The 21,583-nt window shown below is 72.3% G+C and carries 24 protein-coding genes; 12 read left to right on the forward strand and 12 right to left on the reverse strand.

The window, feature by feature from the left end:
• Positions 1-194: 194 nt before the first annotated feature.
• Positions 195-1,205, reverse strand: a complete 1,011-nt coding sequence (locus FB465_RS21845) for a VldE C-terminal domain-containing protein (RefSeq protein WP_145797500.1) — start codon at positions 1,203-1,205, stop codon at positions 195-197.
• Positions 1,206-1,344: 139 nt separating this feature from the next.
• Here FB465_RS21845 and dapE point away from each other — a divergent pair, with 139 nt between their 5' ends.
• On the forward strand, positions 1,345-2,421 hold the full coding sequence (dapE, locus tag FB465_RS21850; RefSeq protein ID WP_145793033.1) for a succinyl-diaminopimelate desuccinylase: 1,077 nt from the start codon (positions 1,345-1,347) through the stop codon (positions 2,419-2,421).
• Positions 2,422-2,485: 64 nt separating this feature from the next.
• Positions 2,486-3,295, forward strand: coding sequence for an LOG family protein (locus FB465_RS21855; protein ID WP_145793035.1), 810 nt, complete (start codon positions 2,486-2,488; stop codon positions 3,293-3,295).
• A gap of 174 nt (positions 3,296-3,469) precedes the next feature.
• Here the strand turns inward: FB465_RS21855 and folP are convergent, their stop codons facing one another.
• Positions 3,470-4,282: a dihydropteroate synthase gene (gene folP / locus FB465_RS21860; protein WP_170290813.1), complete on the reverse strand. Its 813-nt coding sequence runs from the start codon at positions 4,280-4,282 to the stop codon at positions 3,470-3,472.
• 157 nt (positions 4,283-4,439) lie between these two features.
• On the opposite strand from folP, the gene FB465_RS21865 reads away from it, so the two are divergent.
• Both FB465_RS21865 and FB465_RS21870 read left to right on the forward strand, forming a co-directional pair.
• On the forward strand, positions 4,440-4,847 hold the full coding sequence (locus FB465_RS21865) for a DivIVA domain-containing protein (RefSeq protein WP_145793037.1): 408 nt from the start codon (positions 4,440-4,442) through the stop codon (positions 4,845-4,847).
• Complete coding sequence (locus FB465_RS21870; RefSeq protein ID WP_145793039.1) at positions 4,844-5,425, forward strand: DNA-3-methyladenine glycosylase I; 582 nt, start codon at positions 4,844-4,846, stop codon at positions 5,423-5,425. The genes FB465_RS21865 and FB465_RS21870 overlap by 4 nt, the downstream gene beginning before the upstream one ends.
• Here the strand turns inward: FB465_RS21870 and FB465_RS21875 are convergent.
• Positions 5,410-6,210, reverse strand: coding sequence for an enoyl-CoA hydratase-related protein (locus FB465_RS21875; RefSeq protein ID WP_145793041.1), 801 nt, complete (start codon positions 6,208-6,210; stop codon positions 5,410-5,412). The two genes, FB465_RS21870 and FB465_RS21875, sit on opposite strands and share 16 nt — an antisense overlap.
• A gap of 311 nt (positions 6,211-6,521) precedes the next feature.
• Here FB465_RS21875 and FB465_RS21880 point away from each other — a divergent pair, with 311 nt between their 5' ends.
• On the forward strand, positions 6,522-6,689 hold the full coding sequence (locus FB465_RS21880) for a DUF3117 domain-containing protein (RefSeq protein WP_145793043.1): 168 nt from the start codon (positions 6,522-6,524) through the stop codon (positions 6,687-6,689).
• 165 nt (positions 6,690-6,854) lie between these two features.
• On the opposite strand, the gene FB465_RS21885 is transcribed toward FB465_RS21880, so the two are convergent.
• Positions 6,855-7,523, reverse strand: a complete 669-nt coding sequence (locus FB465_RS21885) for an O-methyltransferase (protein WP_425461256.1) — start codon at positions 7,521-7,523, stop codon at positions 6,855-6,857.
• 352 nt (positions 7,524-7,875) lie between these two features.
• Between FB465_RS21885 and sigE the strand changes: the two genes are divergently transcribed.
• From sigE to FB465_RS21905, 4 genes are all read left to right on the forward strand, one after another.
• Complete coding sequence (gene sigE / locus FB465_RS21890; RefSeq protein ID WP_211785996.1) at positions 7,876-8,553, forward strand: RNA polymerase sigma factor SigE; 678 nt, start codon at positions 7,876-7,878, stop codon at positions 8,551-8,553.
• Positions 8,550-9,524 (forward strand): zf-HC2 domain-containing protein, encoded by a 975-nt coding sequence (locus FB465_RS21895; protein WP_145793045.1) that lies wholly within the window; start codon positions 8,550-8,552, stop codon positions 9,522-9,524. The genes sigE and FB465_RS21895 overlap by 4 nt, the downstream gene beginning before the upstream one ends.
• Before the next feature lie 144 nt (positions 9,525-9,668).
• On the forward strand, positions 9,669-10,091 hold the full coding sequence (locus tag FB465_RS21900) for a sec-independent translocase (protein ID WP_145793047.1): 423 nt from the start codon (positions 9,669-9,671) through the stop codon (positions 10,089-10,091).
• 104 nt (positions 10,092-10,195) lie between these two features.
• Positions 10,196-10,912, forward strand: coding sequence for a hypothetical protein (locus tag FB465_RS21905; RefSeq protein ID WP_246192771.1), 717 nt, complete (start codon positions 10,196-10,198; stop codon positions 10,910-10,912).
• Positions 10,913-11,062: 150 nt separating this feature from the next.
• Here FB465_RS21905 and FB465_RS21910 read toward each other — a convergent pair whose 3' ends face one another.
• The 3 genes from FB465_RS21910 to FB465_RS21920 form a co-directional block, all read right to left on the reverse strand.
• Positions 11,063-12,223, reverse strand: a complete 1,161-nt coding sequence (locus FB465_RS21910) for an Mrp/NBP35 family ATP-binding protein (protein ID WP_145793049.1) — start codon at positions 12,221-12,223, stop codon at positions 11,063-11,065.
• 57 nt (positions 12,224-12,280) lie between these two features.
• The gene (locus FB465_RS21915) at positions 12,281-12,802 is read right to left on the reverse strand and encodes a DUF1003 domain-containing protein (RefSeq protein WP_145797504.1); all 522 of its coding nucleotides are present in this window, start codon (positions 12,800-12,802) and stop codon (positions 12,281-12,283) included.
• A gap of 100 nt (positions 12,803-12,902) precedes the next feature.
• Positions 12,903-14,189: a magnesium transporter MgtE N-terminal domain-containing protein gene (locus FB465_RS21920; protein WP_145793050.1), complete on the reverse strand. Its 1,287-nt coding sequence runs from the start codon at positions 14,187-14,189 to the stop codon at positions 12,903-12,905.
• A 214-nt stretch (positions 14,190-14,403) separates the two neighbouring features.
• Between FB465_RS21920 and FB465_RS21925 the strand changes: the two genes are divergently transcribed.
• On the forward strand, positions 14,404-15,108 hold the full coding sequence (locus FB465_RS21925; RefSeq protein ID WP_145793052.1) for a hypothetical protein: 705 nt from the start codon (positions 14,404-14,406) through the stop codon (positions 15,106-15,108).
• Between the two features lie 3 nt (positions 15,109-15,111).
• Here FB465_RS21925 and FB465_RS21930 read toward each other — a convergent pair whose 3' ends face one another.
• Positions 15,112-15,936 (reverse strand): MerR family transcriptional regulator, encoded by an 825-nt coding sequence (locus tag FB465_RS21930; RefSeq protein WP_145797505.1) that lies wholly within the window; start codon positions 15,934-15,936, stop codon positions 15,112-15,114.
• A 50-nt stretch (positions 15,937-15,986) separates the two neighbouring features.
• Positions 15,987-16,529 carry a pyridoxamine 5'-phosphate oxidase family protein gene (locus FB465_RS21935; RefSeq protein ID WP_145793054.1) on the reverse strand — a complete coding sequence of 181 codons (543 nt, stop codon included), beginning with the start codon at positions 16,527-16,529 and terminating at the stop codon, positions 15,987-15,989.
• Positions 16,530-16,664: 135 nt separating this feature from the next.
• On the opposite strand from FB465_RS21935, the gene FB465_RS21940 reads away from it, so the two are divergent.
• Positions 16,665-17,594: a DMT family transporter gene (locus FB465_RS21940; RefSeq protein ID WP_145793056.1), complete on the forward strand. Its 930-nt coding sequence runs from the start codon at positions 16,665-16,667 to the stop codon at positions 17,592-17,594.
• Between the two features lie 85 nt (positions 17,595-17,679).
• Here the strand turns inward: FB465_RS21940 and corA are convergent, their stop codons facing one another.
• Positions 17,680-18,798 carry a magnesium/cobalt transporter CorA gene (gene corA / locus FB465_RS21945; protein WP_145793058.1) on the reverse strand — a complete coding sequence of 373 codons (1,119 nt, stop codon included), beginning with the start codon at positions 18,796-18,798 and terminating at the stop codon, positions 17,680-17,682.
• A gap of 414 nt (positions 18,799-19,212) precedes the next feature.
• Between corA and FB465_RS21950 the strand changes: the two genes are divergently transcribed.
• On the forward strand, positions 19,213-19,863 hold the full coding sequence (locus FB465_RS21950) for a suppressor of fused domain protein (protein ID WP_145793060.1): 651 nt from the start codon (positions 19,213-19,215) through the stop codon (positions 19,861-19,863).
• A 7-nt stretch (positions 19,864-19,870) separates the two neighbouring features.
• Here FB465_RS21950 and FB465_RS21955 read toward each other — a convergent pair whose 3' ends face one another.
• Together FB465_RS21955 and FB465_RS21960 are read right to left on the reverse strand one after the other, a co-directional pair.
• Positions 19,871-20,485, reverse strand: coding sequence for a MarC family protein (locus FB465_RS21955; RefSeq protein ID WP_145793062.1), 615 nt, complete (start codon positions 20,483-20,485; stop codon positions 19,871-19,873).
• Positions 20,486-20,699: 214 nt separating this feature from the next.
• The gene (locus FB465_RS21960; protein WP_145793064.1) at positions 20,700-21,548 is read right to left on the reverse strand and encodes a PHP domain-containing protein; all 849 of its coding nucleotides are present in this window, start codon (positions 21,546-21,548) and stop codon (positions 20,700-20,702) included.
• Between the last annotated feature and the right edge of the window lie 35 nt (positions 21,549-21,583).

Below are 21,583 nucleotides of genomic sequence, written 5' to 3' on the forward strand. Positions count from 1 at the left end.
CCAATGCGGAGCTCGCCGAAGAAACGTCACATCTCTTGGCGTGCAAGGGGATCCCGGTGGGGCGTCATCCTGTGCCTGGGCGGCCGTGCAGGGGTCCGGTGCCGTCCACCGTCGTTGACGGGAATCACCCGTAGGGCGGTCACTCGCTCACCAGTGCGTCAACCGGGTGTGCGCCGCCGGAGGGTCATGGTCCGTCAGTGCTTGGCCGGTGCACCCAGGGTGACCAGCACCCGGTCCGCCGCGGTGCCGTCGGCCTTCGGCTGCCAGCCGTCCGACGGCTTGTCGAACCGCCACACCTTGCCGTCGTACGCCACCGCACCGATGCCCAGCTCCTGCGCCTGGGCCACCGCCCACTGCGCCACCGCCCAGCCGCTCTGCCGCTGCGCGCCCGGACCCGAGTCGGTGCTGGCGGACAGCTGCGGCGTGAGCGCCAGCACTGCCCGGGGGTCCTTGGCGGCCTTTGCGGCGGGGGCTGCGGAGACGGTACGGCCGAACTCGCGGCGCACCCGCTCGGAGACGTCCGGCGGCTGCTGCCCGTCGGCGGAGACGGGTGAGGAGGAGGCGGTGGGAGCCGTGGATGCGGCGGACGGGTCGGCGGCGGGCGCGGCCAGCTCGTGGACCACGCAGTTCAGCGCGGCGGGCTCGCGGCCGGTGAGCACGGCGGAGAGGAGCGTCGCGTTGGTCTCGTGCTTGGCGTACGCCTGCGGGTAACCGCTCTTCTGCACCTGCTGGGCCGCGTCGGTGAGCGGCATCCGGGCGTACCCGGGGACCTTCACCAGGCCGTCCAGGAACTTGTTGGTGGCGTACACCGGGTCGCTGATCTGCTGGGCGGTGCCCCACCCCTGCGAGGGGCGCTGCTGGAACAGGCCGACGGAGTCGCGGTCGCCGCCCGTCAGGTTGTGGATCTTGGATTCCTGCATCGCGGTGGCCAGGGCGATGGTCACCGCCCGCTCGGGAAGACCGCGGGAGAGCGCGACGGCGGTGATGGTCGCGGCGTTGGCCGCCTGGGCGAGATCCAGCGTGCCCTTGCCGCCCGCCGTGGTGATCTTGCAGCCCTCGGGCGGGACGGTCAGCTTCTCGCGGTTGAAGTACAGCACCCCGCCCGCGATGACGGAGAGCGCCACCAGACCGATCAGCACCAGGCGCAGGGGCCGCCGCCGGCGGCGGCCCGTCGACTCGGAGCCGCCCAGCCCGTCCTCTGCCATCCCGGCCACCAGCAACCCCTCTCGCCTCGCGTTCTCGCTCGCACACCGTACCCAGTCGGACGGTTGTACGGGGAGGACGGTTGCGGGTGCGCTCCGACACGTGCGGGTGAACCGGGGTGCACCGATACGCTTGGCGACCATGAACAACCCCGACACGCCTCTCGACCTGACCCTCGACGGCGGCGCGCTGACCGCCCGGCTAGTCGACTTCCCCTCCGTCAGCGGCGACGAGCAGGCGCTCGCCGACGCCGTCGAGACCGCGCTGCGGGCGTACCCCCACCTCACCGTCGACCGGTACGGCAACAACGTCGTCGCCCGCACCGAGCTCGGCCGGGCGGAGCGGGTGCTGATCGCCGGCCACCTGGACACCGTGCCGATCGCCGACAACCTGCCCTCGTACGTCGAAGGCGACCTGCTCTACGGCTGCGGCACCTCCGACATGAAGTCCGGCGTCGCCGTGCAGCTGCGCCTCGCCGCGACACTGCCCGAGCCCAACCGCGACCTCACCTTCGTCTTCTACGACTGCGAGGAGATCGAGGCCTCCCGCAACGGCCTCGGACACCTCGCCGCCCAGCACCCGGAGTGGCTGGCCGCCGACTTCGCCGTCCTGATGGAGCCCAGCGGCGCCATGGTCGAGGGCGGCTGCCAGGGCACCCTGCGGGTGCAGGTCACGCTCACCGGCACCCGGGCGCACTCCGCCCGCAGCTGGCTCGGCGACAACGCCATCCACCACGCCGCCGAGGTGCTCGGCCGGCTCGCCGCGTACGAGCCGCGACGGGTGGAGATCGACGGCCTGGAGTACCGCGAGGGCCTCAACGCGGTGCGCATCGACGGCGGGGTGGCCGGCAACGTCATCCCGGACGAGTGCGTGGTGACCGTCAACTTCCGCTACGCGCCGGACCGCAGCGAGGCCGAGGCCGCAGCGCATGTGCGCGAGGTCTTCGCCGGGTACGACGTCGTGGTCACCGACTCCGCCCCGGGTGCCCTGCCCGGTCTGGGCCAGCCCGCCGCACAGGCCTTCCTGGCCGCCACCGGCGGCCAGGCCCGTGCCAAGTTCGGCTGGACGGACGTCGCCCGGTTCAGCGCCCTCGGCGTGCCCGCGGTCAACTACGGACCGGGGGATCCGAACCTGGCCCACAAGCGCGAGGAGCACTGCTCGCTGAGTGCGATCGCCGAGGTCGAGGAGCGGATGCGGGCCTGGCTGACCGGCGCCTGACCGTCACCTGGCGTTCCCCCGGCTATTCCCGGAAATAAGGCCATCGCGGGCGTAGGGTTTCGTCATGACAGGCACTGGAGACGAAAAGCACTACGGGCACGGTCCCGAGCAGGTCGACGCGCCCGCACGGAAGAGGGCCTGGCCGGAGAAGCGCAAGGGCCCGGTGCTGCTGCGCCGGGATCAGGTGGAGTCGAGCACCACCGACCAGCGGCTGCTGGACACCACCGGCCCGACCGACTGGCTGCACACCGACCCGTGGCGGGTCTGGCGGATCACCTCGGAGTTCGTCGAGGGCTTCGGCGCGCTGGCCGAGCTCCCCGCTGCGATCAGCGTCTTCGGCTCCGCCAGGACTCCCGTCGACTCGGACGAGTACAAGGCGGGCGTGGCGATCGGCCGGGCACTCGCCGAGGCCGGGTACGCGGTCATCACCGGTGGCGGGCCCGGTGCGATGGAGGCGGCCAACCGGGGCGCCTCGGACGCGGGGGGCCTCTCGGTCGGTCTCGGCATCGAGCTGCCCTTCGAGCAGGGGCTCAACGAGTTCGTCGACCTCGGGCTGAACTTCCGTTACTTCTTCGTCCGCAAGACGATGTTCGTGAAGTACGCCCAGGGGTTCGTGGTGCTGCCGGGCGGGCTCGGCACGCTGGACGAGCTCTTCGAGGCGCTGACGCTGGTTCAGACCAAGAAGGTGACCCGGTTCCCGGTGATCCTCTTCGGCAGCGCCTACTGGGGCGGCCTGGTCGAGTGGCTGAAGAACACCCTCGTCGCCGAGGGCAAGGCCTCCCCGCCGGACCTGGAGCTCTTCCACGTCACGGACGAGATCGAAGAGGTGCTCAAGATCCTCGAGGAGAGCCGCCGCCCCAACGGCGAGATCTGACCCGGTACGTCGGGGCACGTGACCGCCAGGGCAACCACAACAGGGGCGCGGGGAACTGCGCGCGCAACCGTGCACCTTCGTTGTGCCCTGGTCGCGCAGTTCCCCGCGCCCCTGGGGGGACCCGAACGCGTATGGTGCACCGCGCCCCGGGGGGACCCACACGCGTGCGGGCCGCTAGGCCAGGCCTCGGCGGGCGACCGCCGGGGGGCGGATGCCCCGGATCGAGGCGACCATGTCCAGCACCTGCCGCGTCTCCGCCACCTGGTGCACCCGGTAGACCTGGGCGCCCAGCCAGGCGGAGACGGCGGTGGTCGCCAGGGTGCCGAGCAGCCGCTCGTCCACCGGCTTGTCGAGCGTCTCGCCGACGAAGTCCTTGTTGGAGAGCGAGACCAGCACCGGGAAGCCCGTAGCCGTCATCTCGGGCAGCCTGCGGGTGGCCTCCAGCGAGTGCCGGGTGTTCTTGCCGAAGTCATGGCCCGGGTCGATGATCAGGGCGTCCCGGCGGACGCCGAGCCCGGCGGCCCGCTCGGCGAGGCCGACCGTGACCCGCAGGATGTCGGCCATCACGTCCTGGTAGCCGACCCGGTGCGGCCGGGTGCGCGGCTCGGCGCCGCCCGCGTGGGTGCAGACCAGCCCGACGTCGTACCGGGCGGCGACCTCGGCGAGCTTCGGGTCCACCCCGCCCCAGGCGTCGTTGAGCAGGTCGGCGCCGACCTCGCAGACCGCCTCGCCGACCTCGTGGCGCCAGGTGTCCACGCTGATCACGGCTTCGGGGTGGCGCTTGCGCAGCTCGGCCACGAAGGGCACGGTACGCCGCAGCTCCTCCTCGGCCGTGACCTCCTCGCCCGGGCCCGCCTTGACCCCGCCGATGTCCAGGATCGCGGCTCCCTCGGCCACCGCGCGGTCGGCGGCGGCGAAGGCGGCCTCGTCGGCGAAGGTGGCGCCCCGGTCGAAGAAGGAGTCGGGGGTGCGGTTGACGATGGCCATGATCACCAGCTCGTCGTCGCCGAACTCGCGTGGGCCCAGGCGCAGTGCCACCGGTATCTCCTCCAGAGCTTCCCCGGGTGCAATGATGGGCCCCGGCCTATTCACGGACCATGATCCCACTAATGCCGGGGTCGGCCGGGAGTTCGGAGGACAGCTCGTGTTCTGGGTGATCGTGGCGGCGATGGCCGTGGTGGTCGGCGGCGCCGCGCTGGTGGCACTGGGTGGAGGCGGTGTACTGCCCGAGGCGGTGCACGACCGGATCGCGGCCCGGCTCCCGCAGGACCGCCCGCTGAGCAGGCACGACGTGGACGAGATCCGGCTGCCGATGGCCGTGCGCGGCTACCGGATGGACGAGGTGGACGACGTCCTGGACCGCCTCGGTGCCGAACTGGCGTACCGCGACTCGAAGATCGCCGAGCTGGAGGCCGCGGCGGCCGTCCGCGGCGCGGTGGAGGCGACCCCGGGCGAGGTGAAGGGCGAGGAGCCGCTGCCGGGCCTGGAGGACTTCGCCAAGGTCGTCAGCGTGGAGAAGAAGCCCGCGAACGGGTCGGCGGCGGAGAAGTGACCGGTCCGGTTCTCGGCCCGGACGGCCTGCGCCGCTGCGCGTGGGGCGAGTCGACGGACGACTACCGCGTCTACCACGACACCGAGTGGGGCCGGCCCGTGCACGGCGACGACGCCCTGTTCGAGCGGATCTCCCTGGAGGCGTTCCAGTCCGGCCTGTCCTGGATCACCATCCTGCGCAGGCGGGAGGGCTTCCGGGCGGCCTTCGCGGGCTTCGAGATCGCGAAGGTGGCCGCGTACGGGCCCGCGGAGGCCGAGCGGCTGCTGCTGGACACCGGCATCATCCGCAACCGCGCCAAGATCGAGGCGACCATCGCCAACGCCCGCGCGGCGCTCGAGCTGACCGGCGGTCTGGACGCGCTGGTCTGGCGCTTCGCGGGCGATCCGGACCGGCCGGCACCCCGCACGCTGGAGGAGGTACCGGCCGTCACGCCCGAGTCGACGGCGCTGGCCAAGGAGCTCAAGAAGCAGGGCTTCCGCTTCGTCGGCCCCACTACGGCGTACGCGCTGATGCAGGCCTGCGGCCTGGTCAACGATCACCTGGCGGAGTGCCACGTGCGGGGTCAGCGGCCCACGTAGGCCGGCTTCTCCTTGGCGATGAAGGCGCGGACCGCGATCCTGTGGTCCTCGCTCGCCCCGGCGAGGGTCTGCAGCTCGTCCTCCTTGTCGAGCAGCTCGCTCAGCGAGTGCGAGGCGCCGTACGCCAGCGACTCCTTGATGGCGCCGAACGCGACCGTCGGGCCCTCGGCCAGCTGCTTGGCGAACGCGCGGGCGGTGGCGGCCAGTTCGGCGGCCGGGACGACCTGGGTGGCCAGGCCCAGGGTGAGTGCCTCGGGCGCCTTGACGGTACGGGGGAGCATCAGCAGCTCCGTCGCCCTGGCGTGTCCGACCAGCCGGGGCAGCGTCCACGACGCGCCCGAGTCGGCGGTGAGTGCGACCCCGGCGAAAGAGGTGTTGAAGCCGGCCGTGTCGGCGACGATCCGGAAGTCGCAGGCGAAGGCCAGCGACGCGCCCGCGCCCGCAGCGACTCCGCCGACCGCGGCGACGGTCGGCTTGCGCATCCCGGCGAGCGCCCGCACCAGCGGGTTGTAGTGCTCGGCGACGGTCTTCAGCGCCCCCTCACCGGTCTCCTCGGCGCGCTGCAGCAGGCCCAGGTGCTCCTTCAGGTCCTGGCCGACACAGAACGCCTTCTCCCCGGCGCCGGTGAGCAGCACCGCCCGGACGGCGGTGTCCTCCGCCGCCGCGATCACGGTGTCGCGCAGGGCCGCCTTGGTGGCGGTGTCCAGGGCGTTCATCGCGTCGGGCCGGTTGATGGTGATGACGGCGAGGCCGCCGTCCAGCTCGTACAGCACGGAATCTGACATGGGCGAGGGCTCCCGGGGGTTTCGGTGGATCCGAGGTGTCGTCGGGTGGGACGGTGTCAGCATGCCCGAGTGCCGCGTCCGCTGGGGAGTGTGAGGTGTGGCACCTTTCCGTGCCGTCCGAAGTGCCGAACGTATGGGGCTTCTGGCACGTAATGAGGCGGTCTGGGCGGGTGCGGCCGCGGATGCGGAGAGAGTGATGTTGGTCATCGGGCCTTCGCATGCGGGATAATGGCTTCCGATCAATGCGTTCGATACCGGCGGTGGACGGACTGCCGGTACGTAGCTGAGCGGTTGCAGGAAGGGGAACGAGCATGGCGGCCATGAAGCCGCGGACGGGTGACGGCCCGCTCGAGGTCACCAAAGAGGGGCGGGGCATCATCATGCGAGTTCCGCTCGAGGGCGGCGGGCGCCTCGTGGTGGAGCTCACGCCCGATGAGGCCAACGCCCTGGGCGAGGCCCTGAAGCAGGCCTGCGGCTGACGCAGCGGGTGCTCCCCTCCATCTCCCTGGAGATGCGCGCAGAGCCCGGGTCCGGACACACCGGACCCGGGCTCTGTGTCATCCGGGCGCGCTCGGAGCCTCCGCCGGCAGATCAGGCAGCCGAACGGCCCCGGGGTGCCCGAACCTGATCGACCTTCCCGGCGCCTACCGCTTGACGGCGCAGAGCAGCCCGTCGCTGACCGGAATCAGCGCGGGCAGCAGCAGGTCGCTCTCCCGTACGTCCCGGACCAGCTCCCGTACGGCGTGGGTCTGCGGATCCCGGTGCTCGGGCTCGGCGAGCCGGCCCTCCTGGAACACGCCCTCGAAGCAGACCATCCCGCCGGGCCGCAGCAGGCGCAACGATTCTGCAAGGTACTGCTGCGACTCGGCCGGGTCACCGTCGCAGAAGACCAGGTCGTACTGGCCGTCGGCGAGCCGAGGCAGCACGTCCAGCGCCTGGCCGGGAATGAAGCGTGCGCGGTTCGAGGCGAAGCCGGCCGCGTGGTACGCCTCGCGGGCGAACTGCTGGTGCACCGGCTCGGCGTCCACGGTGGTCAGTACGCCGTCCGGGCGCATCCCGCGCAGCAGGTAGACGCCGGAGACACCCGTCCCGGTACCGATCTCGGCCACCGCCTTGGCGTCCAGCGCCGCCGCCAGCAGCCGCAGGCAGGCCCCGCCGCTCGGCCCGATCGCCCGGATGCCCGTCCGCGCGGACTGGGCCCGGGCGTAGGTCAGCACCGCGTCCTCGCCGACGTAGGTGTCGGCGAGGGCCGCACGCGCGGGCCCGAACTCGGTGATGGCTGCCTCTTTCGGAGCGCCGGCTGTCGGCCGGATGGCGACCTGATGTCGATATTTCCAGCCACAGATTACTGGCCGACCGGGAACCGCGTTCGAAGACCGGCCGTTGCTCTGTAAGGGAAAGGGCGGTCGGCCCACGTACGGCTTCCGCGGAGCTCGCGGTAGCCGTCCTGGAGTGGCTGTCTAGCACTTTTATCCAGATCTGACGGGTGAGGTGGATATGGTGGTGGCCCTGCTGGGCAGAAGAGCCGACCGAGGAGGTGTGGCCGAGGGCGACGTCCCTGTGCTGCGGCAACTCCGCGGCACCTCGTCGGCCCGTACGCCGAAGCCCGTGATGAACCAGCCTGCGCACTCTCCCCTGGACAAGTCGACCGCAGCCGACACCGCGATGGCCGAGGCCCCCGCCGCGCTCGCGACCTTCGCCGAGGGCCCCGACGCGCAGACCTGGACGCCTCCCTCCTGGGAGGAGATCGTCGAGGCGCACAGCGCCCGTGTCTACCGCCTGGCCTACCGCCTGACGGGAAATCAGCACGACGCCGAGGACCTGACCCAGGAGGTCTTCGTCCGGGTGTTCCGCTCGCTCTCCACCTACAGCCCCGGCACCTTCGAGGGCTGGCTGCACCGGATCACCACCAACCTCTTCCTGGACATGGTCCGCCGCCGCCAGCGGATCCGCTTCGACGCCCTGGGCGAGGACGCCGCCGAGCGCCTGCCCAGCCGTGAGCCGAGTCCCGCCCAGCACTTCAGCGACACCCACTTCGACGCCGACGTCCAGCAGGCGCTGGACACCCTCGCCCCCGAGTTCCGCGCAGCCGTGGTGCTGTGCGACATCGAGGGCCTCTCGTACGAGGAGATCGCCGCCACCCTGGGCGTCAAGCTCGGCACGGTGCGCAGCCGCATCCACCGCGGCCGCTCGCACCTGCGGGCCGCCCTGAAGCACCGTGCCCCCGGCTCCGCCCCCGGGCGGGTCCGCCGTGGTGGCAGCACGGAGCCGGTGGCAGTCGCCGCGCAGGCCGCCGGTGGAGGGGCCGGCCCCTCCGGCGGGAGTGAACGGGGGCGCTCGTGAGCGGCGCCAACCTTTCGGGATCGGGCCGGCCATCGGGCTCGGGCCGTCCGGCGGGAGCAAGCAGGCTGGAGTCCGCGGGGAAAGCCCGTCGCGGGCCCGGCTGGGCACAGCTCGGCCGCCGGGGTGAGCCCGCCGAGGCCGCGCCGCAGGGCGACGCCGAGCTGCGGGCCGTCGCCGTACGCGGCACCGAGCCGCCCGCCGAGGAGCACCACCTGGGAGACCGGCTCTCCGCCTTCGTCGACGGCGAACTCGGCCACGACTCGCGTGATCGCGTCCAGTCCCATCTGGCGACCTGCCCGGAGTGCCTCGCCGAGGCCGACGAGGGCCGTGCGGTCAAGCACCTGCTGACCCACACCGGCACCCCCGCGCCCTCCTCCACCCTGATGGCCAGGCTGCTCGCCGTCGCCGCACTGCCGGACGACGAGGAGCAGAGCGGCGGCCCGGGCGGCGGAGCCACGGCGGTGGCCGGCACCATCGGCGGCAGCCGGCTGACCGGCGGCTCCTTCGGCCGCGGGGCCGGGGCCTCGTTCGGTGGCGGGGCGCTCGGCGCCGACACGCCGCTGCCCGGGGTCGACCCGCGGGCCGGGCGGCCGGACACGGGCTTCCTCTCCAGTCGGCGCACCACGGCCCCCCGCAGCCTGATGCCCCGCCCGCTCGCGGCCCTCACGGAGGCTCCGGCGGTCCGCCCGGCCGCGCCGCGCGGCCGGCGCTTCGTGTTCGCCGCGGCCGGTGCCTTCTCGGTGGCCGCCGTCACCCTCGGCGGCGTCGGCGGCGTCTCCTCGGTGACGGGTGAGGACCAGCACGGCACCGCGGTCACCCCGGTCCGGGGCCCTGGCGGCAATGCGGTGGTGCCGATGACGGCCCAGCTGCCGGTGGACTTCCCGGTCTACCCCGTCCGGGCCTCACACGGCGCGGGCACGGTCCCGGAGACGACGTACAGCCCGACGGCTCTGCAGCACCAGCTCCGCTGACAGGGCGATCCGGTCACGCCACCGGGCGGTCTTTGCCACGGCTTCATCAGGCTGTTGGCCATGGACCGGCCGGTGGCCATTACGCTGTACTGACCGTTGTCCGCAGAGCTCATCGGGTTCGTCCATCAGGAGCTGGGAGCTTACGTGTTCACAGACATAGGCCCACTCGAGGTCGTGACGCTGGTCATCATGGCCATTGTGATCTTCGGGCCGGACAAGCTCCCCAAGCTCATCCAGGACGTGATGGGCTTCGTCCGCAAGGTCAGGACCTTCGCGGACAGCGCCAAGCAGGACATCCGCAGCGAGCTCGGCCCGGAGTTCAAGGACTTCGAGTTCGAGGACCTGCACCCGAAGACCTTCGTCCGCAAGCAGCTGCTCGGCGGCGACGAGGACCCGCTCGGCTTCAAGGAGATCAGGGACGGCCTGGACATCAAGGCCGCGCTGAACGACGACCCGGTCCCGGCCGCGCCCACCAGCCTGACCAAGACCGCTCCCGCGCCCGCCACGGGCGGCGGCGCGCCGTTGAGCGCGGGCGAGCGACCCCCGTTCGACCCCGACGCGACCTGAGCTTTTTCGCGCGACGCCCCGCCCGGCCCGGTCGGCTGAGCGGGGCGTCGGCATGTGCGCCGCTATTGTGCTGGCAGGCGACAGCGCGTTGAGGAGGCCCGGGGATGGATGCGACGAGTGGTGCGACGGGAACGGCCACGGCGGGGCAGCCGGCCGGGGGCGGGGCAGGAGCGGGTGCAGCTGCAGGTGCCACGGTCGGTGCCCAGGCCGGGCCGCCGGCCGACCCGCTGACGCCGTACCTGGCGGCGGACTTCCCCTGGTACGGCCTGGACGACGGCTGGACGGGCCGCCGCTGGCTGATGCAGGCCGGTGCGGGCACCGGACGGTCGGGCCAGAGCGGCACCGTGGACTACGGCACGCTGGGGCACGGCGAGGAGCCTGCCAAGCACTACGAGGCCCGGGACGCCCGGCGCTTCGCGGTGGTGGTCACCATGGCCCGCCGTGACGTCCGGCGCAGCGCCGACAACACCGGGACGCTGGAGGCCACCTCGGCCTCCTCCGCCGCCTGGCTGGCCGGCTCCGGCCTCCTCGCCGCGACCTGGCCCGGCCAGCTCGACCGCGCGCTGCGCCAGGACTGGATGGACCAGCAGACCGCCCTGGCCTGGGACCTCGCCGACGACCTGGACGGCCCCGGCTGGTCCTCGCTCACCCTCCCGGTGAACGGCCTCCCACAGCCCTTCCGCTACCGCGAGTCCGAGTACGGCTGGGTGCTGGCCGGCGAGGCCCCCGGCGTCCTGCTCGGCGCGTACGGACGCGGCGTGAGCGCGTACGGGGTGGGCTTCAGCACCATCCCCGACCTCACGGCCTACACCGCCCACTGACCACGGCTGGATCTGGGGACAGGGCCAACCCCAAGGGGCGCGAGGAACGGCGCGAATCCGGGAGACGACACCGTGTGCCCTTCCGCCTCGCGCAGTTTCCCGCGCCCCTCGTGGTTGCCCCTTGCTCCAGGGATGCCCCGGAGGGGTCCGTCAGAACTTGTTCTTGGGCGTGAGGCCCAAGGAGAGCCCCGAGAGGCCGCGCTGGCGGCCGCCGAGCTTGCCGGCGATGGTCCGCAGGGCGGAACCCGCCGGGGACTCGGGGTCGGTGAGGACGACCGGCCGGCCGTCGTCGCCGCCCTCGCGGAGGCGGACGTCGATCGGGATGCTGCCGAGCACCGGCACGGTCGCGCCGACCGAGCGGGTGAGCGCGTCGGCGACGGTCTGGCCGCCACCGGTGCCGAAGACGTCGATCAGCTCGTCGCAGTGCGGGCACGGCATGCCGGACATGTTCTCGATCACGCCGACGATCTTCTGGTGGGTCTGCAGCGCGATGGTGCCCGCGCGCTCGGCCACCTCGGCGGCGGCCATCTGCGGGGTGGTGACGATCAGGATCTCCGCGTTCGGCACCAGTTGGGCCACCGAGATCGCGATGTCGCCGGTGCCGGGCGGCAGGTCGAGCAGCAGCACGTCCAGGTCGCCCCAGTAGACGTCGGCCAGGAACTGCTGCAGCGCGCGGTGAAGCATGGGCCCGCGCCACACCACGGGGGCGTTGCCCGGGGTGAACATGCCGATGGAGATCACCTTCACGCCGTTCGCGGACGGCGGCATGATCATGTCCTGGACCTGGGTCGGACGGCCCTCGACGCCCAGCATCCGCGGCACGCTGTGGCCGTAGATGTCGGCGTCCACCACCGCGACCTTCAGGCCGTCGGCGGCCATCGCGGCGGCCAGGTTCACCGTCACGGAGGACTTGCCGACGCCGCCCTTGCCGGAGGCGACCGCGTACACCCGGGTCAGCGTGCCGGGCTTGGCGAACGGGATCTCCCGCTCGGGCGCGCCGCCGCGCAGCAGCTGCGAGAGCTCCTTGCGCTGCTCGTCGCTCATCACGTCGAGCTCGACCTCGACGCCGGTCACACCGGGGACCTTGGCGACCGCCTCGGTTACCCGGCTGGTGATGGTCTCGCGCATCGGACAGCCGGAGACGGTCAGGTAGACCGCGACGCGTACCGCGCCGTCCTCGGCGATCTCGACCGATTTCACCATGCCGATCTCGGTGATCGGACGGTTGATCTCCGGGTCGTTGACGGTCGCCAGCGCCTTGCGTACGGACTCCTCCGTCACGCCGACCGCAACCTCTGTCTCGTTGGCCATGCCTTGATGGTACGGCGCTGCGGAACGACCCCGGACTGGTCGGTAGCGTGCTGCCGGTCACAGCAGGTCGGAGGTCTCCCGATGGCCGTCCAGGTCCTTGAGCAGGGCCTGCAGTTCGGAGCGGATGAAGTCACGGGTGGCGACCTCGCCCAGGCCCTGCCGCAGGGCGGCCACCTCGCGGGTCAGGTACTCGGTGTCGGCGATGTTGCGGTCGCTGCGGGCCCGGTCCTGCTCCATGTTGACCCGGTCCCGGTCGTCCTGGCGGTTCTGCGCGAGCAGGATCAGCGGCGCGGCGTACGAGGCCTGCAGCGAGAGCATCAGGGTCAGGAAGATGAAGGGGTAGTTGTCGAACCGCCAGTCGGACGGCAGCAGGGTGTTCCAGCCCACCCAGACGATCACCACCACCGTCATCCAGACGATGAACCGCCCGGTGCCGAGGAAGCGCGCGATCTTCTCGGACAGCTTGCCGAAGGCCTCGGGGTCGTACGTGGGCAGGGTGATGAACCCGGGCCTGGCGGTGCGGGGCTGGTCCAGCCGGGACCGGGTGGGGCCGCTGCTCGCGCTCTCGGTGCGCTGCATGCGGCTGCCCTCGCGCGCGCGCAGTTCGCGCAGCTGCCGGAGTTCGCGAAGCTCGCCCTGGAGCCGCTGGCGGGGCGTGTCCTCCCGCCTGCCCTTGCGGTCAGCGTCCACGGGCCGTCTCGCTCTCCTGTGTGTCGACGCCGTGCAGCGCGGCCTCGCGCCAGTCCTCCGGCAGCAGGTGGTCGAGCACGTCGTCGACCGTGACCGCGCCGAGCAGGTGATCCGCCTCGTCGACCACGGGGGCGGCGACCATGTTGTACGTCGCCAGGTAGCTGGTGATCAGCGGCAGCGGGGTGTTCGGCGGCAGCGGGTCGAGGTCGTCGTCCACGATAGAGCCGACCAGCGTGTACGGGGGTTCGCGCAGCAGCCGCTGGAAGTGGACGGTGCCCAGGTACTTGCCGGTCGGCGTCTCGTTCGGCGGCCGGCAGACGTACACCTGGGCGGCGAGCGCCGGCTTGTTGTCGGCGATCCGGACCCGGGCCAGGGCCTCGGCCACCGTCGCGTCCGGCTCCAGGACGAGCGGCTCGGTGGTCATCAGACCGCCGGCGGTGTCCTCCTCGTAGGAGAGCAGCCGGCGCACCGAGGCGGCGTCGTCGGGCTCCATCAGGCGCAGCAGCCGCTCGGCGTCCTCCTCGGGGAGGTCGGAGAGCAGGTCGGCGGCGTCGTCCGGGTCCATCGCCTCCAGGACGTCGGCCGCGCGCTCCTCCTTCAGCTTGCCGATGATCTCCACCTGGTCGTCCTCGGGCAGCTCCTCCAGGACGTCGGCGAGCCGGTCGTCGTCCAGCGCGGCGGCCACCTCGGCGCGGCGCTTGGCGGAGAGGTGGTGCATCACGTTGGCCAGGTCGGCCGGACGCAGCTGCTCGAACGTGGCCAGCAGGTTGGCCGCGCCCTGGCCCTCCTCGGTGAGGGAGAAACCGGTGAGCTCCGACCAGTCGAGCGTCATCGTCTCGCCCTTGGCCTTGCGCAGCCGGCCGACCCTGCCGATCTGGACGAAGACCTTGCTGATCTCCCACTCGCGGACCCGGGTCTGCACCATGGCGACGTCCAGGACGGTGAGCTCCTCGCCGGTCTTCACCCGGGTGACGGTGCGGTCCAGCAGCTCGGCGAGGACCAGCGTCTCGGACGGGCGCTGCTCGAAGCGCCGCATGTTGATCACGCCGGTGGTGAGCACCTGGCCGGATTCCAGGCTGGTCACCCTGGTCATCGGAAGGAAGATCCGGCGCCGGCCGACCACCTCGACCACCATGCCGAGTACGCGCGGCGGGCGGCCGCCGATCCGCAGCGAGACCACCACATCGCGCACCCGCCCGACCTGGTCGCCGTTGGGGTCGAAGACGGCGACGCCCGCGAGGTGCGAGATGAAGACCCGGCTGCCTGGCCCTGGCATGGACTCCCTCTCTCTCCCGACTTTCCGGGGCCAAGGCTACCTGGGCCGGTGCGGCGGAGCCCGCCGAGCGGCGCCCCGGGCGGAGCAGGCGCGGCGGGGGCGAAGGGGACGAGCGGGCGAGCCCGCGCTCGGGGCGTGTGACGGTCCGCCACGCGCCGGGCGGGGCGGGCCAGGACGCCGTCCGGGCGGCCGGACGGGACTACGGTGCTGACCAATGCTCCGTACCCTGCTCGCGCTCGGCGCGGGCCTCGCCCTCACCGGCGGTGCGGCCGGCTGCGCCGCCGACCCGGATGCCGGGACCAACGGCGTCGGCCGGCAGACCCCGGAGGCGATCGCCGCGAAGTCCCGGGCGGCCGCGCTGGCCGCCCGCTCCGTCCACCTCAGCGGCACGGTGGCCGGCCGGGGCACCCTGTACCACCTGGACGTCCGGCTGACCGACGGCGCGGGAGTCGGCCGGGTGACCGGCGGCGGACGGGACTTCGAGGTGCTGCGGGTGGACGGCCGGCTCTACGTCAAGGGCGAGGCGGGCTTGTACGACACCACCGGGACCTCCCGGGAGGCCGCCGAGACCCTGCGCGACAAGTACGTGGTGGTCCCGCCGGACGACCCGGCGTACCAGGGCCTGGAGGAGCTGACGGACCGCCGGGCCCTGCTGGGCACCGTCACCGACCTCGCCGGCCCGCCGCGCAAGGACGGCTACGGCGAGGTCGGCGACAGCCGTACGGTCGCGGTCAGCGGCCCCGGCGGGGGCACCCTGCAGGTCGCCCTGCAGGGCACGCCGTACCCCGTCCGGGTCGACCGGCCCGCCGGGGGGAGCCTGGACCTCTCCGACTTCGGCAAGGCCGTGAAGGTCACCGCGCCGCCGCCCGCACAGGTGGTCGACCTCGGGGCGGTGCCCTCCGCGGTGGCGGGCCGCTGAGCGTCAGACCTGGGCGACCGGCTCCTGGAGTTCGGTCACCCAGGTGGAGGGGTCGCCCTCGCACTCCAGGTAGAGCTCGCGGGCGTAGCCGGTGGAGCGGTGGCCGTTGGTGTCGATCCAGTGGGCCAGGGTCTGGACGGTGGACAGGACGTCGTCCATGGCGCCGCGGTGCACGATGGTCGCGGCGGTCTCGATCGCGGGCAGGTCCACGACCGTGAAGCCGTACTCGCCCCGAGGTGCCGTGGCGACCGTGACGGCGGCGTGGACGATGACGGAGTCCTCGCCCTCGGGGGAGTCCTCGTAGTAGGCGATGCTCGGGCCGGCCGCGGTCACGCCCGCCTCCGCGAGCTTGCGGCACAGCTCTTCGTACAGCGGCCCGATCACCGGGGTGATGTGCTCCGGCTCGAAGCCGGCGGCGATGCCGGTCAGCTCGGCCACCCGGACCGCCGGAATGCGCTTGACCACCACGTCGTCGGAAGGCATCTGTCCCTCGCTCTCGATCGTCCGGAGCCTCGCCTCGACCCGGGCCAGCCGGGTGGCCGCGTCGGCCATCGCCGCCGCCAGCTCCGCGTGCCGCAGCCTGAGCATCCCGCGCAGCTCGTCCGCGTTCACCTGCTCGTCGAGGATCGACTGCACCTGCTGGAGCGTGAAGCCGAGATCCTTCAGGGCGATGATGCGGTTGAGCCGGGCGAGCTGGCCGGCCTCGTAGCAGCGGTAGCCGCTGACGGGGTCGACCCGGGCGGGGTGCAGCAGCCCGATGGCGTCGTAGTGGCGCAGCATCCGGACGGACACGCGGCCGTGCTTGGCGAAGTCACCGATGTTGAACATGATGCGTCCCAGTCGAAGGCCTGACACGGTGTCATGGTCAAGCGGTGGTCTCAGCGAGTCCTGCGGCGCTTCAGCAGGAGCTTCGGCAGCCCGGCCGGGATCGGCTTGCGGGTGGTCACCGAGGTGGGCATCGGGGTGGTGGCGTGCGAGCCGTCCGGCATCGCGCCGGGCTGCTCGGTGAGCGGGCCGGCCGGCTCGAGCCGGAGGACCCGGCACTCGCGTGCCCAGCGGTCGCCGATGGTGTCGGTGTCGGGCGCGTTCAGCCGCTTGCCCTTGAGCTCCTCGACGGCGCCGAGCCAGGCCCCGCTCTGCGGGGTCAGCTCTACGACCCGTGCGGGCCAGGCGGTCAGCCGCCCCCACTTGTCCTTGCTGCGCACCGTCACCGTGGCGGTGGAGCCCGCCGTCAGCCCGTGCAGCGGCTGCTCGGCGCCGTCGCCGACGACCACCACCGCGCCGTCGTGCCACGCGTGCCAGAGCGCCCGGCTCTGCTGCTGACCCTCGGCCAGCACCCAGAGCAGACCCGACTTCTTCGCGGCCTCCTCCAGCAGGGCACGGTCGAAGAAGTCGGCGGCGTCGGTCGTCGTAGGCTCCATGGCCCACAGCGTACGGCTTCGGCACCGGATGCCGTCCGCGCGGTGTCTCACCGCTCAGGACGACAGTGCCGTCACGGTGGAACAGGCCTTACCGTTGTACCGCCCCATCGCCTCGAGACCCCCCTGAGGAGAGCTGTGCCCACCGCCGCCCGGCCCGACACCGCCGCCCCCGCCCGGGTGGCAGTCGAGCCCACCCCGCACAGCCTCCCCAAGCTCGACCTGGTCCTGCTGGCCGTCTCCATCTCGGGCATCTCGCTCTCCGCGCCGCTGATCAGCGCCACGGCGGCGCCCGCGCTGGCGATCGCGTTCTGGCGCAACACCATGTCGGTGGGCGTGCTCGGCCCGTACGCGCTGCTCAGGCACCGCGCCGAGCTGCGCGGGATCGGCCGCCGGGCGCTGCTGCTGGCGATGGCGGCGGGTGTGCTGCTCGCGGTGCACTTCGCGCTCTGGATGCCCAGCCTGCGGATGACCTCGGTGGCCTCGGCGACCGCGCTGGTCACCACCACGCCGCTCTGGACGATCCTGCTGATGCGGCTCTTCGGCAAGCGGGCGCCGCGCGCGGTCTGGATCGGGACGATCGTGGCTTTCGCCGGTGTGCTGGTGCTGACCGGGGTGGACATGTCGCTCTCCCCGCAGGCGCTGCTCGGTGACCTGCTGGCCCTCGGGGCCGGCCTGGCCGCCGCCGGGTACATGCTGCTGGGCGCCGAGGTCCGACGAACCGTCAGCACCACGGCGTACACGCTGGTCTGCTACGCCACCACGGCCGTGGCGCTGCTGGGTGTCTGCCTGGTGGCGGGCACCCGGCTCTCCGGCTGGCCGGCGGGTGTGTGGTGGCAGATCGCGCTGCTGATGGTGGCGGCTCAGCTGCTCGGGCACTCGCTGAGCAACCGGGTGGTCCGCACCTTGGGGCCCTCGGTCACTTCGACGGCGATCCTGCTGGAGACCCCGGGCGCGGCCCTGATCGCGGCGGTCTGGCTGGGGCAGTGGCCGCCGGTGGCCGCGTACCCGGCGGTCGCGCTGATCCTGCTGGGGCTGGTGCTGGTGGCTCGCGGCGGACGCCGCTGAGGCCGTCGCCGCTGGGCCCGGACGCGACGGAGCCCGGACCCCGCTGAGCCCGGACCCCGCTGAGCCCGGACCTCGCTGAGGCCGGTCAGAGCCAGCCGTTGCGACGGAAGCCGCGGTACATCCCGATACAGATGACCACGATGCCGCCGAGAACCATCGGGTAGCCGTACTTGTGGTGCAGCTCCGGCATGTAGTCGAAGTTCATGCCGTAGATGCCGGTGATCATGGTGGGCACGGCGAAGATGGCCGCCCATGCGGTGATCTTGCGCATGTCCTCGTTCTGCGCCACCGAGACCTGCGCCAGGTTGGCCTGAAGCAGCGAGTTCAGCAGCTCGTCGAAGCCATGCACCTGCTCGGTGACTCTCGCCAGGTGGTCGGCGACGTCCCGGAAGTACTTCTGGATGTCCGGGTCGACCAGGCGCTGCATCGGCTCCGAGAGCTGCTGCATCGGCCGCAGCAGCGGTGCCACCGCGCGCTTGAACTCCAGCACCTCGCGCTTGAGCTGGTACACCCGGCCCACGTCGGTGCCCCGGCCGCCCTTGTTGGCGAAGACGTCGAACTCGATCTCGTCCACGTCGGTCTGCAGCCGGTCGGCGACCAGCAGGTAGTTGTCCACGACCTGGTCGGCGATCGCGTGCAGCACGGCGGACGGGCCCTTGGCGAGCAGCCCGGTGCCGTCGATGTCCGCCTCCAGGCGGTGCCGGAGCTCCTGCAGGGAGCTGTGCCCGCCGTGCCGGACGGTGATCACGAAGTCCTGCCCGGCGAAGACCATCAGCTCGCCCGTCTCGACCACCTCGCTGGTCGGGGTCAGCTGGTCGTGCTCGACGTAGCGGATGGTCTTGAAGACGGCGAAGAGCACGTCGTCGTACCGCTCGACCTTGGGGCGCTGGTGCGCGTGCACCGCGTCCTCGACGGCCAGCGGGTGCAGGCCGAAGCGCTGGGCGATGCCCTCGAACTCCGCCTCGGTCGGCTCGTGCAGGCCGATCCAGCTGAACGATCCTGCGTCCGTCTCGCGGGCACGCTTGACCCGCTGGGCCGCCTCCCGCGGGCTGCAGCTCTCGCCGTGCCGCTTGCCGCCCTGGTAGACGGCGCAGTCGACCACGGCGGACGGGCCGTGCCCGGGGCGCAGCGTGTCGTACGGGCCTTCGTCGGAGCGGCGGAGGTGTGGCCGGACGGCGGCACGCAGGTTGTTGATCATCGACATGGCAGGGCTCCTTGGGCAGGAGCCGTCGCACGGCAGCGCGGTGAGAGGCCGTGATGCGACGGCAGGGAACACCGAGTGGATTCCGGTGCCTGCGCTCGGTCCAGTGCCTTGCTGGGGCGCGGTTTGGACGACGCGGCTCCGGGGAAGGTGCTCTCCCGGCCGGGTGTGACGCTGCCTCAGCTACCTCGTCGGAATCGTCAGCGGAGGATTCAGAGGAGGGTGCGGAGAAGGTGACGCGGCCGGGAAGAGCTGCCGGTACTGCATGGTCGGCTGGTATCCACCGCAACCACCTCCTTCATGCCGCTGCCCCGAGGGTAAGGATCCCCAGTGGCCAGCTGTACACACTAACAGCTGACGGGGTACCACCGCTGGGGTGTTCGCGAGCCGGGCGGCGGCGGGGGTTATGGTCGGGCCATGGCGCACGACTTCCCGATCTTCGGTGACCCCTCGGACGGTTCCTCCGGCAGTTCCGCCGAGCTCTCCCGCGAGGCCGTTCTGGCGGCCGTCGAGGCCCGCTTGCTGGCGACTTTCGGCGAGACCAGTGGCCGGGCGGCGGTCACCTTCCTCGGTACCGACCGGATCGAGGTGCTGCGCTTCGGCCCCGACGCGGACGGCTTGGTGAGGTACGCCACGCTGGGCATGTCCGTCGCGCCGATGGCCGACCCGACGGCGATGGTCGCGGATCCGGTGCGCGGGCCGCGGGCCGAGTTGGTGCTCACCGTCCGCGGGGGGCGCGACGACGTGCTCCGCACGCTGGCCACCTTCGCGGCGACGCCTCAGGTCGAGGGCCTGGTGGTGGCCCCCGGCGGCTCGCTCGACCTGGGAAGTCCGCTCTGGGAGGGCGCGCCCTTCACCTCCGTGCTGGCGGCCGAGCCGGGCGGTCTCGTCCCGGACCTGGAGCTCGCCGAGCCGGCCGAGCCGGTGCGCTTCCTGCCGCTGCTGCCGATGACGCCCAACGAGGCGGCGTTCAAGCGGGTGCAGGGCGCGGCCGCGCTGGAGGAGCGCTGGCTGCGGCACGGCACCGACCTGCGCGACCCGCAGCGGCGGGGCGTCCCGCTGGACTGACCAGCCGTCAGTGGTAGTTCTTGATGAAGCCGTAGACGCCGCTGGCGATCAACTGGATGGCGATCGCCGAGAGCAGAAGCCCGGAGATCCGGGTGATCAGGACCACGCCGCCCTCCTTGATGATCCTGATGATGATCAGCGAGAAGCGCATGGTGAACCACAGGACCACGTGCATCGCCAGGATCGCGGTCCAGACCGCGAGCTGTTCGGATGCGCCGTTCGCGCCCTGTACGGCCAGGATCACGGCGACGATCGCGCCCGGCCCGGCCAGCAGCGGGGTACCCAGCGGCACCAGGGCGACGTTGACGTCCTTGGTCTGGGTCGGCTCCTCGATCTTGCCGGTGAGCAGGTCCAGCGCGATCAGCAGCAGCAGGATGCCGCCGGACACCTGCAGGGCGGGGATGGAGACGTGCAGGTAGTCGAGGATCTGCTGGCCGAAGAGCCCGAAGCAGGTGATCACGCCGAGGGCCACTGCGGCGGCCTGCCACGCCATCCGGCGCTGCACCTTGCCCGCCCGGCCCGAGGTGAGGGCCAGGAAGATCGGGATGGTGCCTGGCGGGTCCATGATCACGAAGAGCGTGACGAAGAGTGACCCGAACCTCGTCACGTCGAAGAGGCTCATGGGCCGTCCGGCGGGGCTGCGTCGCTCATGTCACGAATTGTCTGGTCGCGTCACGGGGAACGCACTCCAGGCTCGGCCGCCCGCTTGGAGCTCCGCCGGTAGGCAATCGGGTTGCCACAGCAGGGGCGCGAGGAACTGCGCGAAGCGGAAGGTCGCAGGCTGCTACCGTCCGATCTCGCGGAGTCCCTCGCGCCCCCGGACAGTGCAACTGGCCTCAGCCGCTGATCGGCTTGGCCCCCGTCGCCTGGGCGACCAGTGCCTCGTACACCGCAGGATCGGTGGTGTACTCGCCGAGCCGGACGGTCTTGCGGGTGCCGTGGTAGTCGCTGGAGCCGGTGGTCAGCAGCCCCAGCTCGGCGGCCAGCCCGCGGAGGTGGGCGCGGGTCTCCTCGTCGTGGTCGAGGTGGTCCACCTCCAGTGCCGCCAGTCCGGCCGCCGCGAGGTCGGCGATCACCTGGTCGGAGACCGTACGGCCGCGCTTGACCGCGCCGGGGTGGGCGAAGACCGGTACGCCGCCGGCCGCCCGGACCAGCCGTACGGCCGTCACCGGGTCGGTCTCGTGCTTGCGGACGTCCGCGCGCCCGCCGTTGGCCAGCCAGTCGGCCGTGAAGGCGTCCGAGACGGTGGGCACGATGCCCGCCTCGACCAGGGCGCTGGCGATGTGCGGCCGACCCACCGAGCCGTCCCCGGCGATCCGCTGCACCTGCTCCCAGCTGATCGGCGCCCCCAGCTCGCGGCAGCGCTCGACGATCGCCCGGCCGCGCCGGAAGCGGTCGGTGCGGACCAGCTCGCGCTCCTCGGCGAAGGCGGGCTCGGCCGGATCGAAGAGGTACGCCAGCAGATGCATGCTGATCCCCTCGACCTGGCAGGAGAGTTCGGCGCCGGGGACGAGCGTGAGCCCGGTGCCCCGCACGGCCTCCGCGGCCTCCGCGTGCCCCGCGACGGTGTCGTGGTCGGTCAGCGCGACCACGTCGAGACCGGCGGCCACCGCGGCCGCGATCAGTTCGGCGGGGCTGTCGGTGCCGTCGGAGGCGGTGCTGTGGGCGTGCAGGTCGATGCGCACGGTCTGTGGGCTCCTGTGTTCGGGCGGAGGGCCCA

It is taken from the genome of Kitasatospora atroaurantiaca (assembly GCF_007828955.1).
Lineage (GTDB): Bacteria > Actinomycetota > Actinomycetes > Streptomycetales > Streptomycetaceae > Kitasatospora > Kitasatospora atroaurantiaca.

Coding starts and splice junctions, on each gene's coding strand:
- FB465_RS21845 (WP_145797500.1), bottom strand. CDS start 1,205: ATGGCAGAGGACGGGCTGGGCGGCTCCGAGTCGACGGGCCGCCGCCGG.
- dapE (WP_145793033.1), top strand. CDS start 1,345: ATGAACAACCCCGACACGCCTCTCGACCTGACCCTCGACGGCGGCGCG.
- FB465_RS21855 (WP_145793035.1), top strand. CDS start 2,486: ATGACAGGCACTGGAGACGAAAAGCACTACGGGCACGGTCCCGAGCAG.
- folP (WP_170290813.1), bottom strand. CDS start 4,282: ATGGCCATCGTCAACCGCACCCCCGACTCCTTCTTCGACCGGGGCGCC.
- FB465_RS21875 (WP_145793041.1), bottom strand. CDS start 6,210: ATGTCAGATTCCGTGCTGTACGAGCTGGACGGCGGCCTCGCCGTCATC.
- FB465_RS21880 (WP_145793043.1), top strand. CDS start 6,522: ATGGCGGCCATGAAGCCGCGGACGGGTGACGGCCCGCTCGAGGTCACC.
- sigE (WP_211785996.1), top strand. CDS start 7,876: ATGGCCGAGGCCCCCGCCGCGCTCGCGACCTTCGCCGAGGGCCCCGAC.
- FB465_RS21905 (WP_246192771.1), top strand. CDS start 10,196: ATGGATGCGACGAGTGGTGCGACGGGAACGGCCACGGCGGGGCAGCCG.
- FB465_RS21910 (WP_145793049.1), bottom strand. CDS start 12,223: ATGGCCAACGAGACAGAGGTTGCGGTCGGCGTGACGGAGGAGTCCGTA.
- FB465_RS21915 (WP_145797504.1), bottom strand. CDS start 12,802: ATGCAGCGCACCGAGAGCGCGAGCAGCGGCCCCACCCGGTCCCGGCTG.
- FB465_RS21920 (WP_145793050.1), bottom strand. CDS start 14,189: ATGCCAGGGCCAGGCAGCCGGGTCTTCATCTCGCACCTCGCGGGCGTC.
- FB465_RS21925 (WP_145793052.1), top strand. CDS start 14,404: ATGCTCCGTACCCTGCTCGCGCTCGGCGCGGGCCTCGCCCTCACCGGC.
- FB465_RS21930 (WP_145797505.1), bottom strand. CDS start 15,936: ATGTTCAACATCGGTGACTTCGCCAAGCACGGCCGCGTGTCCGTCCGG.
- FB465_RS21935 (WP_145793054.1), bottom strand. CDS start 16,529: ATGGAGCCTACGACGACCGACGCCGCCGACTTCTTCGACCGTGCCCTG.
- corA (WP_145793058.1), bottom strand. CDS start 18,798: ATGTCGATGATCAACAACCTGCGTGCCGCCGTCCGGCCACACCTCCGC.
- FB465_RS21950 (WP_145793060.1), top strand. CDS start 19,213: ATGGCGCACGACTTCCCGATCTTCGGTGACCCCTCGGACGGTTCCTCC.
- FB465_RS21955 (WP_145793062.1), bottom strand. CDS start 20,485: ATGAGCCTCTTCGACGTGACGAGGTTCGGGTCACTCTTCGTCACGCTC.